Annotated in this window: 13 protein-coding genes; 9 read left to right on the top strand and 4 right to left on the bottom strand. The window is 40.6% G+C overall.

The window, feature by feature from the left end:
- Positions 1 to 46 precede the first annotated feature (46 nt).
- The 7 genes from FSB73_RS05835 to FSB73_RS05805 all read left to right on the top strand — a co-directional run bounded on the left by FSB73_RS05835 (position 47) and on the right by FSB73_RS05805 (position 8,030).
- Positions 47 to 1,330 carry a beta-ketoacyl-[acyl-carrier-protein] synthase family protein gene (locus FSB73_RS05835; RefSeq protein ID WP_146780542.1) on the top strand — a complete coding sequence of 428 codons (1,284 nt, stop codon included), beginning with the start codon at positions 47 to 49 and terminating at the stop codon, positions 1,328 to 1,330.
- A gap of 28 nt (positions 1,331 to 1,358) precedes the next feature.
- Positions 1,359 to 2,225, top strand: a complete 867-nt coding sequence (locus tag FSB73_RS05830) for an enoyl-ACP reductase FabI (protein ID WP_146780541.1) — start codon at positions 1,359 to 1,361, stop codon at positions 2,223 to 2,225.
- A gap of 23 nt (positions 2,226 to 2,248) precedes the next feature.
- The gene (locus FSB73_RS05825; protein WP_146780540.1) at positions 2,249 to 2,752 is read left to right on the top strand and encodes an acyl carrier protein; all 504 of its coding nucleotides are present in this window, start codon (positions 2,249 to 2,251) and stop codon (positions 2,750 to 2,752) included.
- A 3-nt stretch (positions 2,753 to 2,755) separates the two neighbouring features.
- On the top strand, positions 2,756 to 3,511 hold the full coding sequence (fabG, locus tag FSB73_RS05820) for a 3-oxoacyl-ACP reductase FabG (protein ID WP_146780539.1): 756 nt from the start codon (positions 2,756 to 2,758) through the stop codon (positions 3,509 to 3,511).
- A 257-nt stretch (positions 3,512 to 3,768) separates the two neighbouring features.
- A complete protein-coding gene (locus tag FSB73_RS05815) occupies positions 3,769 to 5,961 on the top strand; it encodes a 2OG-Fe(II) oxygenase (protein WP_158639431.1) in 2,193 nt (730 codons plus the stop codon).
- Positions 5,962 to 6,064: 103 nt separating this feature from the next.
- The gene (locus tag FSB73_RS05810) at positions 6,065 to 6,826 is read left to right on the top strand and encodes a DUF6597 domain-containing transcriptional factor (RefSeq protein WP_146780537.1); all 762 of its coding nucleotides are present in this window, start codon (positions 6,065 to 6,067) and stop codon (positions 6,824 to 6,826) included.
- Positions 6,827 to 6,860: 34 nt separating this feature from the next.
- Positions 6,861 to 8,030 (top strand): FAD-dependent oxidoreductase, encoded by a 1,170-nt coding sequence (locus FSB73_RS05805; RefSeq protein ID WP_146780536.1) that lies wholly within the window; start codon positions 6,861 to 6,863, stop codon positions 8,028 to 8,030.
- An 18-nt stretch (positions 8,031 to 8,048) separates the two neighbouring features.
- Here the strand turns inward: FSB73_RS05805 and FSB73_RS05800 are convergent, their stop codons facing one another.
- The 3 genes from FSB73_RS05800 to FSB73_RS05790 form a co-directional block, all read right to left on the bottom strand.
- On the bottom strand, positions 8,049 to 11,054 hold the full coding sequence (locus FSB73_RS05800) for a ligand-binding sensor domain-containing protein (protein WP_158639430.1): 3,006 nt from the start codon (positions 11,052 to 11,054) through the stop codon (positions 8,049 to 8,051).
- A gap of 205 nt (positions 11,055 to 11,259) precedes the next feature.
- On the bottom strand, positions 11,260 to 12,342 hold the full coding sequence (locus tag FSB73_RS05795) for a Gfo/Idh/MocA family protein (protein ID WP_146780534.1): 1,083 nt from the start codon (positions 12,340 to 12,342) through the stop codon (positions 11,260 to 11,262).
- An 82-nt stretch (positions 12,343 to 12,424) separates the two neighbouring features.
- A complete protein-coding gene (locus tag FSB73_RS05790) occupies positions 12,425 to 13,873 on the bottom strand; it encodes a Gfo/Idh/MocA family protein (RefSeq protein WP_146780533.1) in 1,449 nt (482 codons plus the stop codon).
- A gap of 295 nt (positions 13,874 to 14,168) precedes the next feature.
- Here FSB73_RS05790 and FSB73_RS05785 point away from each other — a divergent pair, with 295 nt between their 5' ends.
- Positions 14,169 to 16,367 (top strand): ligand-binding sensor domain-containing protein, encoded by a 2,199-nt coding sequence (locus FSB73_RS05785; RefSeq protein WP_146780532.1) that lies wholly within the window; start codon positions 14,169 to 14,171, stop codon positions 16,365 to 16,367.
- Entirely contained in the window at positions 16,346 to 17,254 is a 909-nt protein-coding gene (locus tag FSB73_RS05780) for a sensor histidine kinase (RefSeq protein ID WP_146780531.1), read from the top strand. The genes FSB73_RS05785 and FSB73_RS05780 overlap by 22 nt, the downstream gene beginning before the upstream one ends.
- 62 nt (positions 17,255 to 17,316) lie before the next feature.
- Here FSB73_RS05780 and FSB73_RS05775 read toward each other — a convergent pair whose 3' ends face one another.
- Positions 17,317 to 17,961 carry a response regulator transcription factor gene (locus FSB73_RS05775; protein ID WP_146780530.1) on the bottom strand — a complete coding sequence of 215 codons (645 nt, stop codon included), beginning with the start codon at positions 17,959 to 17,961 and terminating at the stop codon, positions 17,317 to 17,319.
- Positions 17,962 to 18,261: the final 300 nt, after the last annotated feature.

The following is an 18,261-nucleotide window of genomic DNA, read 5'->3' as shown; positions in this document are numbered from 1 at the left end:
GGTAATTCGTTGAACAGAAGGTATATAAACTAAGTATAATATAAATATGGAACAGAGAGTTGTTATTACTGGTTTGGGAGTTGTCAGTCCGAATGGGGTGGGGGTAGAGAAATTTACTAAAGCCATCAAAAACGGGCAATCTGGAATAAAGTTCCATCCTGAATTAAATAAGCTTTCTTTTAGGTGTCAAATAGGCGGCGTTCCGGCTATAAGCGAAAATGCCAGGCAGCGTTTTCTTAAAAAGCATGGGATTGAAGAAGTTTTTAGTACCGGCATTACATACGGATGTATTGCCGCTTCTGAGGCGTGGCGCGATAGCGGACTCAAGGTCAGAAAGGCATCAGAGTCTCCCGATTATGAAAGTGGATGTATTTTCGGTACCGGTAGCAACGGAATAGAAGCCACACATTACGGCATTGCGCTTAGAGAAAGCGGACAAGATACCAGAAAAGGCAATCCGAGAGCGCTGCCACAGGCCATTAATAGTGCGGTCAGTGCTTTTATTGCAAAGATTATTGGACTGGGAGGTCAAGTGACCAGTAATGCATCAGCCTGTAATACCGGTACGGAAGCGATACTTATGGCCTTTGATAAAATTAAAAATAAGCAGGCAGTGCGCATGCTTGTCGGTAGCTCTGAAAGCAATAGCCCCTACGTATGGGGTCCATTTGATTCTATGTTTGCAACCGCCCATGGGTTTAACGATCAGCCCAAAAAGGCCTCCAGACCCATGGATAAGGATGCCTCAGGATTTGTACCCAGCTCCGGTGCGGGGGCATTGGTTATAGAAAGCCTCAGCGCTGCAAAAAAACGGGGTGCAAAAATATATGCAGAAGTTCTGGGAGGCCACATAAATTCAGGGGGACAAAGAGGCAAAGGAACAATGACCATTGGCAATGTAAATGGGATGGTCCGCTGCATCAAAAATGGTTTGAAAAGCTGTCAAATTACACCGGACCAGATAGATCTGATCTCCGGGCATTTGTCCTCCACCATAGGAGATATTACAGAAATAAATGCATGGGTTAGCGCACTCAAACGAAAAGGTACAGATTTTCCCTATATCAATTCCATGAAATCAATGATTGGACATTGTCTAAGTGCTTCTGGTTCAATAGAGTCTGTAGCAGCAGTATTGCAACTCTATAATGGATTCATTCATCCATCCATCAATGCGGATCAGTTACATCCCGAGATCGCCTCCTTAATTTCACATACAAGGGTGCCTCCAACTGCCATACTGGATGCCCCACTAAATATTGTGTGCAAGATTAGTTTTGGTTTTGGGGATGTCAATTCGTGTCTGCTATTAAAAAAATATATAGATTAAAGGCGTAAAATTATATTTGAGTGTGATTATGGGTAATCATTTATTAAAAGGAAAGAAAGGGATTATATTTGGCGCATTGAACGAACAGTCCATTGCCTGGCAGGTTGCATTAAAGTGCAAGCAGGAAGGGGCGGATATTGTTTTGTCCAACCTACCCATTGCCATCCGCTTTAGTGATACAAAGGAGTTAGGTAAATTAATTGGGGCACCAGTATTGGGCGCAGATATAACCAAAGTGGAAGATATTGAGCAGCTGTATGATTTAAGCCTAAAGCATTTTAAAACAAAAAAAATAGATTTTATTTTGCACAGCGTGGCCAATAGCCTGAATATCCGTAAAAAACATGCCTATACAGACTTGAACTATGACTACATGTTTAAGACATTAGATGTATCGGCTATCAGCTTTCATAAAATTCTGCAGGTCGCCTACCAAAAAGACCTGCTTAATGAATGGGGGAGTGTTCTGGCCATGTCTTATATTGCTGCACAGCGAATTTTCCCGGATTATAACGAAATGGCAGATGCAAAAGTGCTTTTAGAGGGCATCGCCAGGAATTTTGGTTATCATTATGGGGTAAAAAGAAATGTAAGGATAAATACGGTTTCGCAGTCGCCTACACTGACCAGGTCGGGAGGTGTCATCGGCGGATTTTCAGAATTTATGCAATACGCAGATGATATGAGTCCGTTAGGCAATGCACCAGCAAACGATCTGGCCGGTTTTTGTGTGACGCTATTTAGTGATTATACCAAATACGTAACCATGCAAAATATTTATCATGACGGCGGGTTCAATGCAACTGGCTTGTCAGGAAAACTAATTGATACGGTAACAAGTACGGTAGCTAAGAAGAAGAAAAAAAGAAATAAGTATACCCTTCAATCAAGTTAAAAAAATAATTAAAATATTATAGAATGCCTACAAAAACGATTAAAGAAAAGCCGGTGACCACTCAGAAAACCAGTGCGAAGACAGCCAGATCCACGGCCACGGCTGTGCGCGCAAAAGAAAAGTCCACTGAAAAGAAAAAGTCGGAAGATTCTACCGCTAAAAGCAAAAAAGCAGCGCCAAAACCGAGTGTTTCCAGTTCGGCAAAGAGCAGTCCTAAAAAGAAGACTTCGGCCAAGCAAACCATCAAAAAGGCGATTAAATTTGACAAAAAAATCACCGATGAATTAAAAAAGATCGTAGCGAGTTATACGGAATACCCTGAGTTATTGGATAATATTGAAAGCGATACTACCAAGAGCTTTATTGATGAACTCAATATAGATTCAGTGGATTTTGTGGAAATCATCGTTGATGTAGAACAAGCCTTTAATATCACCATTGAAGACGACGAAATCTATGATTTAAAATCATTTGAGGATTTATATTGTGCCATTGAGAAAAAGATTAAAGGGGCTAAAAAGAAATAGACTATGTCACGCTTAAAAGGTAAAGTAGCTATTATAACTGGTGGAACAAGGGGTATAGGCCTGGCCATTGCCAGGGCTTTCTTAAGGGAAGGCGCCCAGGTAATCATTACCTATAAAAAAGAGTACACCAAAAGCGAATTAGACGAAATTCTAGGTGAATTTAAAGGGCGAAAAAGCAAGATTCAGGCCTTTCAGGTGGACGCGTCTCAATTTTCTGCCTGCGAAATGCTTGTAAATGACGTTTTTAATAAATATGGCCGAATAGATATATGCGTGAATAACGCAGGCATAACCAAAGACAATACACTGTCACGTACAACACCAGAAGCTTGGGATGAGCTGATTGTAAATAACCTATACAGTGTTTTTAATATGACCAAATTGGTATCCCGCTTTATGTGTAAGGCAAAATCAGGAAGCATCATTAATATGAGTTCCATTGTTGGTCTCCATGGTAATTCCTGGCAGAGTAGTTACGCGGCAGCCAAAGCCGGCATTATTGGTTTTACTAAATCTGTCGCCAAAGAAATTGGCAGTAAAAATGTTCGCTGTAATGCAATCGCCCCGGGCTTTATACAAACAGGGATGACCCAGCATTTAATAGACGCAGATATTTCAACCGGATTTTTAAAAAATATATCCTTAGGCCGCTATGGACAACCCGGCGACGTGGCTAGCCTGGCAGTATACTTAGCCAGCGATGAAAGTGCCTATATGACAGGTCAGGTGATATGTTTAGATGGCGGCATCGGCAAATAAGGAGGTTGAGCAATAATTGAGTGCCATTATGAAGGTCCTTAGGCTAACTTATTCGTAGTAAGGATTAAACATATATTTATTAAACCATTACTTATTTTATTGACAAGTAGGACTCCGATTGTAATTTTTTTAGGGATTTATATAATTTTGGATGCATTCTTAATAAAAGATCCTTTGCAAAAGCGGCGTGTTGTCAAAACACACCGCTTTTTTCTATGACCAGTATTGTTTATTTTCGGCGAAGAAAACAATACAAGATGGACAAGGGTAAAGAGAAAATAGTTGATTTATTAAGTGGATTAAAAGGTGCCGGCAGTTTTGTTACAAATGGCCACCAACCCTTAAAATCGCCAGGAATAGAGATTGAAGGATTTGGAGAGCTAGCGTTCCCGGTAAATGCGGTTCAGACAAAAGCCTTGATGGAAATTGCCCAAAAAGCACCCTTTGGGAAAGGCCATGACACTGTATATGATGATCAGGTCAGGCGCACCTGGGAAATAGATGCCAGTCAGATTAAATTTCTAGGGAAAAGTTGGAAAGGCCAGCTAGCCAAAATTTTAGAAGAAGTCCAGAAACAACTGGGAATTATTGGCTATAAAGTGGAGGCCTCTCTGTATAAATTATTGATTTATAATAAGGGAGATTTCTTTTTGCCCCATAGAGACTCCGAAAAGGAAAAAGGCATGTTCGGATCTTTAATTATTAACCTGCCTTCCAGATTTACAGGCGGAGAATTAGTCGTGTCCTTTGGCGGAGAAAGTAAAGTGGTGGATTTTGCGGCCTCAGATGAACTCGAGAATTTGCAATATGCTGCTTTTTATGCAGACTGTGAACATGAAGTAAAGCCCATAACAAGTGGATTTAGGGTATGCCTGGCTTATAATCTGATCCAGAAAGCGGGAGCAAAAATAGCCCCTCGAAAAACAGACCAGCTCTCCTTGGAGTTAATGAAATTGCTGGAGGCGGCGCACAAAAAAGACAGGCTCGAACCTCAAATTATTCTGCTAGGCCATCAGTATACACCAGAGAATTTTTCTTATGAAACCCTAAAACTAAATGACCGACCTAAGGCGGATGTCATTTTAAAGGCAGCGAGCCAGGCTGGTTATTATGCAAAATTGTGCCTGGTCACTTCTTATATTATGGGGGCACCAGAAGGCGGAGGTTATTATGAGTTCTATGATGAGGGGGATGAAGAGGCTGTAATGGAAGAAGTATATGATGAAAGCCTGTACATAGAGCATTGGGCTGCTGGCGACTGCCCCTCATTATACCGACTAGAGATTGATCAAGAGGCGTTAATTACCTCCTTTCCCATCAATGACGGCGATCCCATTGTTAAAGAATTTTCTGGCTATATGGGTAATTATGGCCCCGATTTAGAACATTGGTATCATTATGGTGCCATTGTCTTGTGGTCCCACCAGACAAATGCCGACAAATTAACAGCGCAAGATTCAAATACGTTATTAGCCTGGATGGATTATTTTTTACAAAATCCAGATAAGGCGACAAGTGAAGAAAAAGCGGCCATTGATACGCAATTAATGGAAGGATTCAAACAGACAGGCCGAAAATCAGATCCAGAGAATTACAATAAATTGATTGAGTGGGTTATCGCCCAGAAAAATAAAAACTTTTTTGATGCATTGCAGCCGGAGTTATGGGCTAGCTATTTTTTAAAAATTGATACAAAAAACCTGATAGAACTATTTCAGTTTTTAGGCAACGGCCCGAGCCAGAAGCTGCTCATAAGCATAGGGGAGCGCTCAGATAAGAAATTACTGGAGAAATGGATCGAACTATTAATTGAGCTGGACACTGCAAATGTACTGTCTGAACTAGTTGCCCAGCAATTAGAAGGATTGCCGGAAAATTTGATAAAAACCATGGGAAATGCCAAAAAGGACAAATCGCCTCTAAATGAGCACACATTACAAATGGTTATGGGGCTACCAGGGCATTTTAAACTGTCAAAAGCTTGGCAGGACAAAACCCTGGAACAACTGGAGGATTTTACCCTGGCACCCTATAGAAATACGGTTGTTTTCTCTAGTTTAATCAGTGCACAGCTAAAAGATGCGTTCCCTAAAAAACTGGCTAAAAGGTTGATTACTTATTTAAAGGCTTTAAAGGAACCTAAGGCTCCAGAAAACTGGATCAGGCCACTGCCTGAAGGTGCATTACACGGTAAAGTGCATAAATTACTAGCTGGATTTTTTAGCGATCCTGATCAGCAAATTTTTGACTATAAAGCCCTCCAGGCCAATAGAAGAGAGGTCGAACACGCATTAGACCGGGCAGATCTCGATATTAAATGGGAAACCATCCGGCGAGGGTCTCCGCAAACCCTTAGAATAACGAAAACCTCAAAAAGTTTTAAAAGGCTTCATAAACAGTGGGAGCTTGACCAAAAGCAGTTAGAAGAACTGCAAAATAGATTTGGATAATTAAATCAGTGTCATAAAAAGGTGAGAAGCTGTGATAGACGCAGCATACAACGCTGCTCTTTGCACCCATCAAAACCACCGAGGGAACATTAAAGATAAATAAATGGCAAAGTCACCAGAAATAGCGTACCAATATCAATCTCCACCTGAAGAGATTAGCCTGTATGTGGACAGATTTTGGTGTTTAAAGCATACTGGCAAAACAGCCAAAGAAGTGATCTTATTGCCAGATGGTAAGATTGATATACTCTTTTCTTCGTCCGATACAGCCCCTTTTCAGGTGGTACTAGTCGGACTTGCAACAATGCCCGACCAGCAAATGCTTGAACCTGGCCTCATTACTTTTGGTATTAGTTTCAATCCGCTGGCCATGGAATACATTGTTCAAAAATCCGTGGCCGCATTCGTAAATGAAGCCATTGAGCTAAAAACCGATTTTTGGGGCGCTCGTGCATCGTGGCTTAAAGATTTTGACCTTTTTTGCAAAAAAGTCTCCGAGATCATTATTGCATTATTGCCCAAAGCGCCAGATGATAGAAAACTACGTATGCAGGCCTATTTACTCAAGTCAAATGGCAATACCACTGTTCGTAGCATTGAAAAAAACTGTTTTATTACCGCCAGAGCATTAAATCGTTATTGGATGCAAACCTTTGGTATCCCGCTAAAAACCTATCTTTTACTTTTAAGATTCAGATCTGCATTCCCCCATATCAAAAAAGGCAACCTATACCCCGAGGCAGATTATGCCGATCAATCTCATTTTATTAAAGAAGTGAAAAGATTATCCGGACATTTGCCCAAAGAGCTGTTGAGAAATCAAAATGACCGATTTGTACAATTTTCTGTTTTAGATCCAGACTAATTTTGCAGCTGTTACATCAAAATACACAGTTGATATGTTACTAGATCAGAAAGTCGTAGCGATTATTGGTGGCGGGCCGGGAGGCCTTATGCTAGCCAGGTTATTACAATTAAAAGGGGTTAAAGTGCATGTATATGAAAGAGATGCACATCCAGGTATCCGCCAGCAAGGCGCCACACTGGATCTTCATGAAGAGTCCGGATTAAAAGCGTTGCAGGCGGCAGGACTAATGTCCGCCTTCACCGGGCATTACCGGCCAGGTGCCGGCAAAATGCGCGTGGCCGATAAAAATCTTAAGTTTTTCATAGATGACCATGCAACAGGCCAGGGTTACACAGAAATCCGTCCGGAAATTGACCGCGGTCCACTCAGAGATATATTAATAGAATCTTTGCAGCCCGGTACCATTATCTGGGACAGCCATTTTCAGTCCATGAAGCGCATGCAAAATGACGCGCAAAACATGGGTAAATGGGCCATTAATTTTAAAAACGGACAAACGGCCATAGCTGATTTGGTCATTGCAGCAGATGGCGCCAATTCTAAAGTAAGGCAATATCTAACAGACTTACAGCCGGTTTATTCAGATATTACCATGGTAGAAGGTAATATTTACAATGCAGCCGCGCACGCTCCAAAATTGTGGCAACTAACAAAAGGAGGCAAATTATTTATGCTGGAGGATGAAAAATCCCTAATCCTGACAGCTAAAGGTGACGGCACACTAACCTTTTACACGGGCAGTAAGGAAAAGGCAGATTGGGTAGCAAATAGCCAGATAGATTTTGATAATCAGCACTCAGTGTTTGACTGGTTTAAAATCGCATATGCCGGATGGGATCCCCGTTTACACGAACTTTTTCAAAGTGAGGTTAAATACATCCCCAGACCCATGTATCATTACGCCAAAAATCAACAGTGGGATACCGCGGCTGATTTAACTTTACTTGGAGACGCCGCCCACCGCATGCCGCCTTATGCGGGAGAGGGCGTTAATATGGCGCTCTTGGATGCCCTGATGTTGTCCAAGGCATTGTTGACAGAAAATTGTAACACACTAAAAGAGGCTATTTCGGAATACGAATCAGAAATGTTGCAAAGAGCAGATGTATACACAGAGATGAGCCTTCAAAATACCAGAATGCTACATAAACCTGGAGCCATCTCTTATATGTTGCAGCTTCTAAATGAAGAGACGTCATAGATGTTTCACCAGCTGGTCTTATAAGCGGATTGTAAAAGTACTGCCCTTTGAAGTGCTCTCAATAAAAAGATGGGCATCAATTTTAAGTACCATCGTTTGTATAACCTGACTACCAAATCCCGTCTTATTTTCGCTTATTTGACTAAGCCTGTCCTTTTGCATGAACATGGCCATTTCATTTTGGCTAAGACCTTTGCCCTCATCTTGTATGGTTATCAATAGGTGATTATCTACGGTCGCAGCTTTAAGTGTGATACAGCCACTGGTCGTGTTTTTATTCGCATTATCTACTAAGTTTCTGATAATCAATAGTAATATGTTATAATCCGTCGTACAGATAATCTTTGTTGAATGGATGAGCAACTGATTGTCATTTAACTTAACAATTTCTGCATAAAAGGAAGCGACCGTGTCAAATATTTCTTGTAAAGGGAAGGTCGTTTTCTGGATTTCAAAATCCTCCTGTTGCGTGATGGCCCAGGTGAAAAATCGGTCCGTAAATTCCCAAAGAGAGGAGGCGGAGCCGTTGAGCTTATTTAAGGTGGAAGACAGATTAGTTGACATTTCCTGCTGATAAGCATTCATAATCCCACTCGTGATGGTCTTTAAAAACCGTAAAGGTGACCTTAGATCATGCACAATCATCGTGATGATTTGTTGCTTTTGTTGGTTGCTTTTTCGTAAATCATTCTCTGATACCCGCAATTGTTCTGCTGTCATTTTAAGATCCTCCGTACGCTGCTTAACGATCGATTCAATCTTTTGCTTTTCCTTTTTTATACGCGTAAGCCTTATTCTAAAAAGCAGATAACAAATCAAAATAATAAATACAAATACCAATAGAAAGAACTGCCAGGTATTATAAAAATGAGGTAATACAGAAAGCCTTATCACTAGAGGGTCATCCTGATTTTTGAGTGTTCCCGCTTTGCGAACCATAATCTGATAGGCGCCCGGAAGTAAATTGGTTATCGCGATGGTTCCATCTGGAGATAAAGGTTGCCAAATCATTGGTTGTCCTGCTCGATGAATGGCGTATTGAAGATGAATATTGTCTGGATTGCCAAAATAAGGACAATTCACCTGCAGGTTGATGATTTTAAATCCCGGACTGATGGAGATGGCACGACCGGAAAGGTCCAGGGTCAAATCAGTTGTGTCAACAGTGAATTTATCGATAAGAATCCGATTGTCAGGATGATCAATTATTAACTGACTCGGTTTAAATTCAACAACCCCATCCATGGATGTCAATGCAAGGGGGCTGTCACCAAGCCATTGGAAATTAGGGGTAGCACCATTGAATTCGGCGGTTGTTAACCCATCTTTTGTATTGAACGTGTATATAGAAAGTTCCGCTGTATCATGGATCATATAATCCGCTAAACGGTCAATACCCGTTTTTAGTAACCCGTTATTGGTTGCCAGCCAGAAATAGCCATGGCCATCGTCGATAAAGGCATTAACCGGCGTGAATCTTTTAATGTCTTTTTTATGAACGCCATATACTTTATTATTTTGATATAAAAAGATACCATTTGGATCACTTCCAAACCACATTCGACCTTTGGTGTCCTGGTAAAAAGAAAATAAATTAATGGAATCCAATATTGATTTTTCAATTTTACCCGTTTGGAAATTATACCACTTGGCTCCCTGCGTCGTATTTAACATATACATCGAACCCTGTAAGTGGTAAAAGTCGTTTACACTTTCATCACTGTAATTAATGGGAAATACTTTTTGCCAGAGAATGGCTTTTTGAGAGATCGAAAATTTAGTTAAGGACTTTCTGGTGCAAACCAGTAAGGCATCTGCGCTATCACCGGGTAAAATACCTGCCAGATTCTCATCCAGCGGCATTAGCAGCTCATCTATTTTAGATTTAAGGTTATAACGATATAAGTTTGGCCCACTCTTGTAATAAAACCAATCCTGTTGATCTACAAAAGACCTGAACTGGTCTGTATTCAGGTTTAAATAATACGGCGTGCCATTTTTGGGGATGACCGTATTTTTGACAATCAAATCATCCGAACTTGTTTTGCTGATGGCATAAAAAGTAGTTGTCCCCGAGGATTTAGGTATTGTTGGATATGAAAAATCAGACACCTTAATTATGTATAGACCTTTTGTGGGCGTTCCAATATAAAATGTATGGTTTTTAGCGGTGTAATATATACTGGAAACTTTATTAAAGGGCAGATCCGTCAACACCTTTTTGACCGTTACGTCATTATTCTGATCAATACTAATCTGGTACAGGCATTTATCAATGAAAAGAAAAGTACCCTCCGGACTCCATAATAAGGCGCTGGGATATTTGCGTAAAGCGCCAGCCAACGAGGTAGTTCCGTGCAATTTACCAACACAAAGCAATTGCCCACTTTTCCATAAAGCCACCTGGCTATTTTCCCACAATTGAATAAGATAGCCACTAACAGGAGCCGTTGAAAATGGAGTGGTATCCCAGGTCCTTAATAATTGACTTGAATGGGGAAGAATCTGATAGATGGATCCTTTATTGACCAGATAAGTGTCACCATTTTGGCAAGTATAATGCTTCCGCACGTATAAGTTCGAATCCGCCTTTTGTAAAGCCTCCCACAGCGTATCTATTTGCGTATTGGCTATGGCATAACCTGCCATTGGGTAATAATAAGGACTGGAGGTAGGAAGCAGAATGGGCGCGGGTGCCAATAATGGATTGGTTGGAACCGTTGAGATTTCCTGGCCATGCAGATTTTTAGCGAAAACCCGCCCCTGCAGGGTGATGATTAATCTGTGAATCCTATTGTCCTTTAAACCCGGTAGATTATCCGCTGCATAGGTTTTAAATTCCTTATTGTCAAAACGAACCAGCCCAGCTTCAGTGGCCATCCAGCAATAGCCATCTTTATCAAATTTGATTTGTAATATACTGTTTTGGGGCAGCCCGTTACTAGAAGTGTAATGCCGAATTGTATAATGGCGTACTTGTGCCAGTCCGTTAATATAAAGCAATAGGAGTATACTAACGGTCAAATAAAGAACTCTATGCAGAGTGCTGAGCTTAAAAATTGGCCTGCCCTTCATTTTAATATTGCCAGCAAATATAGCCTAAATGGTTTTACGGTAGCTGATTAGCTACAATAAAAGGCTTTCAAATAAAGCAAAAAGGCATGTGAAGTAGGAAATGAGCATAAAAGCGACCCATTTATGCAGACCCGAGTAATAAAACGAACTATTACTACAGCTTCACGATCTGCCCGGTTTTAACAGACTCGTCACATGCCAAGGCAATTGTAAGGCTACTGATGGCATCCCTGGTAGAAGCTGATAAGTCTAGATCCTCATCAATCGCCTTTAATAAAAATAATTGCTCCCTTTTGCATAATTGCAAATGGTCAGGCTCATCTCTAAGGTTGATCCACTGATCTTTTTTGACAAATTCACCTTGTTCATTTAAAGCACTGTAATGTATTTTCAAGGCCTCCGTTTTCGTATGTGCATCTATATTATCAGAATTGCCCGCACCGGCAGCTTCGCCAGCTACAATTGAGACAGAACCAGCCGGCCCCCAGACATCCTTAATAAAAAAAGCAGTTTCGCTGGCCATGGGTCCCCAGCCTGCCTCATACCAGCCAACAGAGCCGTCCTCAAATTTAATCTGTAATTGCCCATAATTGTAATTCCAATCGGGAATCTGATCGGTAAGGCGAACGCCGATAGCCGACACCTGCAACGGTTTTGACCTGGTCATCTGACACATTACATCAATATAATGCACAGCGCAATCAACGATTGGACTTAATGATTGCATCAAATGCTGATGTACCAGCCATTTGGCACCCTGACTTTGTTGATTCAGGTTCATGCGCATCACCAGCGGTTTACCCAGCTGCTGACTCTGTCGTATAAATTCCTGCCAGGAAGGATGGTGACGCAAAATATAACCTACTACCAACTTCTTACCGGCTTTTTCAGCGGCTTTTGCCACCTTTAAAGCCCCTTGTACCGTATCTGCCAAAGGTTTTTCAATAAAAACATGACATCCCGCTTCAAATGCCATCACCGCATAGTCGCAGTGCGTGTCCGGGTAAGTACAAATACAGACAATATCCGGTTTTGTTTCACTAAGCGCACTGGCATACTGATCAAATAAAGGATAATGCTGAGCCAGGCTCTTGTTGAGCATAAATTTACTTTCCCCTCTGGAGACCAGCCCACAAATCTCAAATCCATCCAGCTCCTGATAGGCCATGGCATGAGATTTTCCCATATTGCCACATCCAACGACCAGGACCCTTAAATTATTGCTGTTTTTATGCATCCCTTATACTTTTGATATACTACGAATCCCTTTTTCAATTAGTGAATAAAATATCCTTATGCAAATACCCTTTTCTCACTCCTTATACCCCCAAATGCCAGCCCTTGCGGTACTCCCTTTTGATAAATTGATTAGCCAGGTCAAAATTAGTCACCCGCATAGCGGCCTTATCCCAAAGTAACTTAATATCCCTTCCCGGAAAGTCATATTCATTTTGTTTCCCGCTTTTGGCCGCAAGACGGATATCTGTAGCCCTTAATGAGAGATTGGCGATTAAAAGTGTTTCTGTGAGCGGGCCGGCAATCTCGAAATCGGAGCTTAATTTAACTTTACCGTAGCCTGCCCTGGCAGCAATGGCCCATTGCCAGTAATGGCCATCCACGCCACCAGGTATTAACGGTGTCGAACGGGGCGTTTGATCTTCCTTATTTTTACTTAGAGGCAATAACTGTGGATCCTGCCCATAAATCCCACACATCATTTTACCTTTGGTGCCTTCAAATAAAACACCGTTATCCCCAAAACGTTCATTGGGGCCTAACTCAGCAGGCCGCATCGGTTTAATACCGCCATCCATCCAATGTAAAACCAAATTACCCTCCGTTTTATCTGTTTGCTTAAAAGTCATAATAATATGGCTGCTGGGCGGACAACTCTCTGGCGTATACCCCCGTTTAAATTCACCGATATAGTGAGTCCCTACACTACATTGCACGTCCAGGGGATTGTCCAGGCCGAGCACAGTAACGGGCGGTTCAACTAGATGGGCGCCCATGTCACCAATTGCGCCTGTACCATAATCCCACCAGCCACGCCAGTTAAAAGGGACCAGATTGTCAACGTAATCTTTATAAGGCGCGCTGCCAAGCCAAAGATCCCAATCTAAAGGCCGTGGAATAGCCGCCTTCTCAGTAGGCCAGTGAATGGCCTGCGGCCAAACCGGCCGGTCTGTCCAGCAATATACAGTATGCACCTTACCCAGCAGTCCGGCGTTGCACCAGTCCTGGAGTCTGCGTACACCATCACCTGAGGCTCCCTGGTTACCCATCTGCGTAACCACTTTATAGCGCTTAGCCGCTTCACGTAGCATTCTTGCCTCATAAATATCATGCGTCAGCGGCTTTTGAACATAGACATGCTTACCCAGACTCATGGCCGCCATCGCAATCATTGCGTGATTGTGATCTGGGGTAGAAACCGTCACGGCGTCAATATTTTTATGCTCCCTGTCCAGCAGCTCTCTATAATCCTTATAATACTTGGCTTGAGGGAAAGCCTTACGGGAGGCTGCAGCTCTTCTGTCATCTACATCACACAAGAAAGCAATTTTAGAGATACCGCCTTTATGGATAATATCCAGATCGCTTTGTCCTTTCCCGCCGACACCAATACCGGCAACGATCAATTGATCACTGGGTGCAATAAAGCCTTTACCACCAAGAACATGACGAGGAACAATTATAATGCCCGCAGCGGCGGTAGCTGTTGTTTTAATAAATGTACGTCTGGATTGTACGGGTTTGTTTTCCATGGGAATAAGCGTAAATTTTAAAATTAATCATCCAATCAGTATGGACAAGGTTGAAGTTACTTATTATTCCTAAATAAAATTGAACAAGAGGTGCGTTATTTAGAGATATCGCTTAAAACTATTTTGCCGAATTGCCTACGCAAACCCTTTTCAGCCTGCTACCCTGGGTGAATGGTTACCTGCCAGGACCACTTTTAAGTCATATATTTTAATTGCATCAGTGCTGTACAAAACAATTAAAGGATTTATCCAGTATATTTGTCAGAACTGAAAAATCCGACTACGATAGATAAAAATGAAAACCGCACACCTAAAAAAATGGGTTGCCTTGGCAACTATTTATTTACTGGATTTTACCTTTATTTTCGCTCAAGGCGGCTTTCAATTGACCCATTTTACGGATGAGGATGGGCTTCCTCAAAATAGTGTAAAATTTATCATATCTGATAATGCGGGTTTTATTTGGCTTTCAACTGAAGACGGTCTGGTTCGATTTGATGGGTATCAATTTACTACATTCAGTAAGAATGACTTGCATAATAGCTCTAATAGAATGCAGGCGTTTTACAGATTCAAGCATGAACTCTTTTGTTATAGTGCTGATTATGAACCTATAAAAATAGAAGATGGCCACGCATCTATTACCAATAAACCTTCAGGATGGTTGGAACAGCAGATCGATCTTAATGTTCTTCCAAAAGGCATTTTTAAAAATAACTTTCAGGACGGAGCTCGATATCTAAGCGATGGCAGCATTAATATGAACTATGGCAAAAAGGCGCAATTCAAAGAACTATATATACTAAGCCAGCAAGACAGTCTTTTTAGATATGACAATAAGCAGTTTTCTGTTTTTTATAAAAGCAAACTGATCCATACATTCCCTTACACAACAAAGGCAGATTGGCGTTTTTTTATGTTGAATCACAAACTGTTCTCGTTAGAAAACAGCGGTAGAGTTAGTGCCCTTTCCCCAAAAATAATCAAAACAAGACTTAAAGGTGATATACTACAATCAACATCATTTAAGGCAAAAAAAACAGATATTAAAGTATTGTGGAATATATGTGTTGATAACCATGTGATTTTATATATGGATAAGTCCTTTTACCTAGCCACCTTGGATACTACAGATCATATCACCACTAAAATGTTGTTTAAAGGTTTTGACGCTGCTGTTGAAAATATCTGTAGTGCCTATTACAATAAGCAATCAGGACAATTGTTTTTGGGTAGTAGCACCAAAGGATTATTTGTCCTAAAACCGCACTTATTCCAAACCATTACTGCACAGTATGGCGAAAATATATACGGACCCCAAATAGAATACCAGCCTAATAAAATTTTGACTACCGGCAATCGTTCATTTGACTTTTCAGCACTACCCAAAATAAGCATTTCTCACGGAGCTAATACGCCCCTGGATTTTATCTCCCTTGCAAAAGACCATCCTACTGGAAACTTTTGGGCTGTTCGCAGGCGCTGGCTCTATTTAATTTCTGCAAAAGACCTACATAAGATAGCTCAATGGCAAATGCCAATCTCCATTAATGCCATTTATCAAGATAAATTGGATACCTTATGGATAGGCACGATTAATGGTAACCTGTATACTAAATCGCCGACTGATACCACTGTTCATCATTATATAAAATTTCCGGATAGAATTACTTTTATATTAAGAGCGGGGCCTTATGATCTGTATGTAGGCACGCTCAAAGGTTTATTCCAGGTCAATCTATTATCCAAGACCAGTCATACGATTGCTAATCTGGAAAGTGCCTCTGTAAGAAATATTTTCAAAAGCAGCTCAAATGAAATCTGGGTAGCCACTTATGGAGACGGTTTCTATTTACTAAAGCAAAGTAAAGCTATTGCGCTGCCATTGGATAGAGAACAATATCTCAGAACACCACATTACTTTATAGAAGACGACCAGGGCTTCCTATGGATTCCGACCAATAAAGGATTGTTTCAGGTGGCAAAAAGTGACCTATTATCCTATGTAAATAATATAAATAGACATAATGAGCCGCCATTCTATTTTTATTACGATAAAGAGAGTGGATTTAAAACCAATGAATTTAATGGAGGTTTTGAGCCAACTGCGACACAAACGAGCAATAAAATCTGGTCATTATCCTCTATGAACGGCCTGGTTTTGTTTAACCCAGACAAAATGGCCCCTCTATTGCCAACAAGCGGCCTTTATCTGGATAATATTATTATAGATAGCCAGCAGGTGGATAGAAAGGACTTAACTGCACTTTCAGAAGATTTTTCGCAGCTTAGAATATCTGTTTGTACACCATTTCTGGGTAATCATAAAAACCTGCAAATTACCTATGCATTAATTGAAAATGGGTCTAAGGATACAATATTTTATCCCTTGGAGGATAAAGGTAAGATCACACTATCACGCTTAACTTATGGGAAATATACGTTAATTGTCAAAAAAGAAATGGCTTTGGCGTGGATAATTTTAGTACTTTGATCTTAAGTCTGAACGTGCGACCCAAATGGTACCATAGTCTATGGCTTGGGATTTTGCTAATTATCTTGTTTCCGATTATAGGCATTTTGGTCAGCAATATCAGGTCAAGATATGTGGTCAGAAAGAACCGCGAACTCAAAAAAAGAATCGAACAGAAAACTATCCATCTCGCAAATAGGGTCCGTATGCAGGAACTGATCATTCGAGCTATTGGCCATGATATCCGCACACCTTTAAAATATCATATCATTCTATCAAAAAATATTAAAGAGCTAACTGAAAAAGGTAATGACCTGCTCGCTAAAAAGTCCGCCATTTTAAACGACTCTTCGCAGCAACTATTTCAACTTGTAGAAAATTTCGTCCAATATTTAAAGGCACAAAACAATACCCATATCGGCCAAGCTAAAGAAGTAGTATTGAACACTGTGCTGGAGCGCAAACTGGCCTTTTTTAAGGATATTTCCCATAAAAACAAAAACGTATTGCTAAATATCGATACTGTGGATGTTGTGGTATACAGCGATCCGGAGTTACTTTCTATTATTATACACAATCTGATTGATAATGCGATTAAGGTGGCCAGTGATGGATTAATTACCACCCAGATCGGCATCAATAAAAATAATAAGCCTTTTCTAACGATTAGAGACTGCGGTCCCGGACTACCATTAAATATCTTAAAATGGTTCAATAGACCGAATGAACTAGACGAGCAAAGCACAGCAGATGATAGGCCATCCAACTGTGGGCTTGGCCTGACGATGGTTAGGCAGTTGGCTCGTTTACTTAAAATAGAAATTAAGGCGCATGCTGATTTTGATCATGGAACCACCTTTACTTTGTTATTTTTACCCCTTAAGGCTGGGCAACCAATCAAATACTAAACATATTTTTTTAAAGGATAATCTAAATTAGCTACCTGCCACTTCTAAAAAGTAAAGCGACCTTAATTTCCCTTTTTCATTTCTGCTCTCACCAATTGCTCTAATTCAATTACATTTTCCACATTTAATTTAGTAAAGATTCTTTCTTTATGCGTACTGATGGTCGAAGCCTGGATATTTAAAATGGTTTTTATTTCATTGGTTCTATGCCCTTTGATCAGAAGATTCATAATTTCACGCTCTCTGGCAGATAGTACCATCAGTCCTTTCTTAGGCTTGTTTCCTGTTTTGAGCCATCTATTAACCATATTTTTCTGAAGATCTGCACTTATATATTGCTCATCATTTAGCACCTTGGCAATGGCTATTTTGACGATTATGTTGCTGGCATCTTTTTGCACATACCCCATAGCTCCGGCTTGAATATAATTTATGGCAAATAGCCTTTCATCATAACTGGAAAATATAAGTATCCGAATCCCGGGTTGTCTTAAATGGATGGTTTCAATCATTTTTATATTATCGCCACCTGGAATATGGATGTCTAAAATTATCAGATCAAATTTGGTTTGACTTAATTGTTCAATGACTTCATCAAAACTGGCAGCTTCTGAAACAAGTATATTTGGATACATCTGCTCCAACATAACCATTGTGCCCATACGGACAACGCTATGGTCTTCTGCAATTAATACGGTTGGTCTCATTGGATATGATCTTGTGCACGTAAATTTACAAGCAAATTTTCAATTTATGGACTTAATCTGGATTTTCAATTTGGAATGACTCGATTTTCGAACGGGTTTTAGGGCCACATTGTTTTTGACTATATTGCTGTTAGTGCTAAAATCTTAGCAGTAATGCATTTGCCGCCATCAAAACACCGTTGTTTATGCAAATGAAGTGCCCCCCATATAAAAGCTTCTGATATACTTGGGAGATGCAAGTTAATTACTGTTTCATATAATGAAATTTCTAAATAGAATTAATTCTACCAAGATTACGAA

This window comes from Arachidicoccus ginsenosidivorans (assembly GCF_007971385.1).
Classification (GTDB): Bacteria; Bacteroidota; Bacteroidia; order Chitinophagales; family Chitinophagaceae; genus Arachidicoccus; species Arachidicoccus ginsenosidivorans.
The sequence above is the reverse complement of the archived record's forward strand: the minus strand, read 5'-3'. Positions and strand labels throughout refer to the sequence as shown.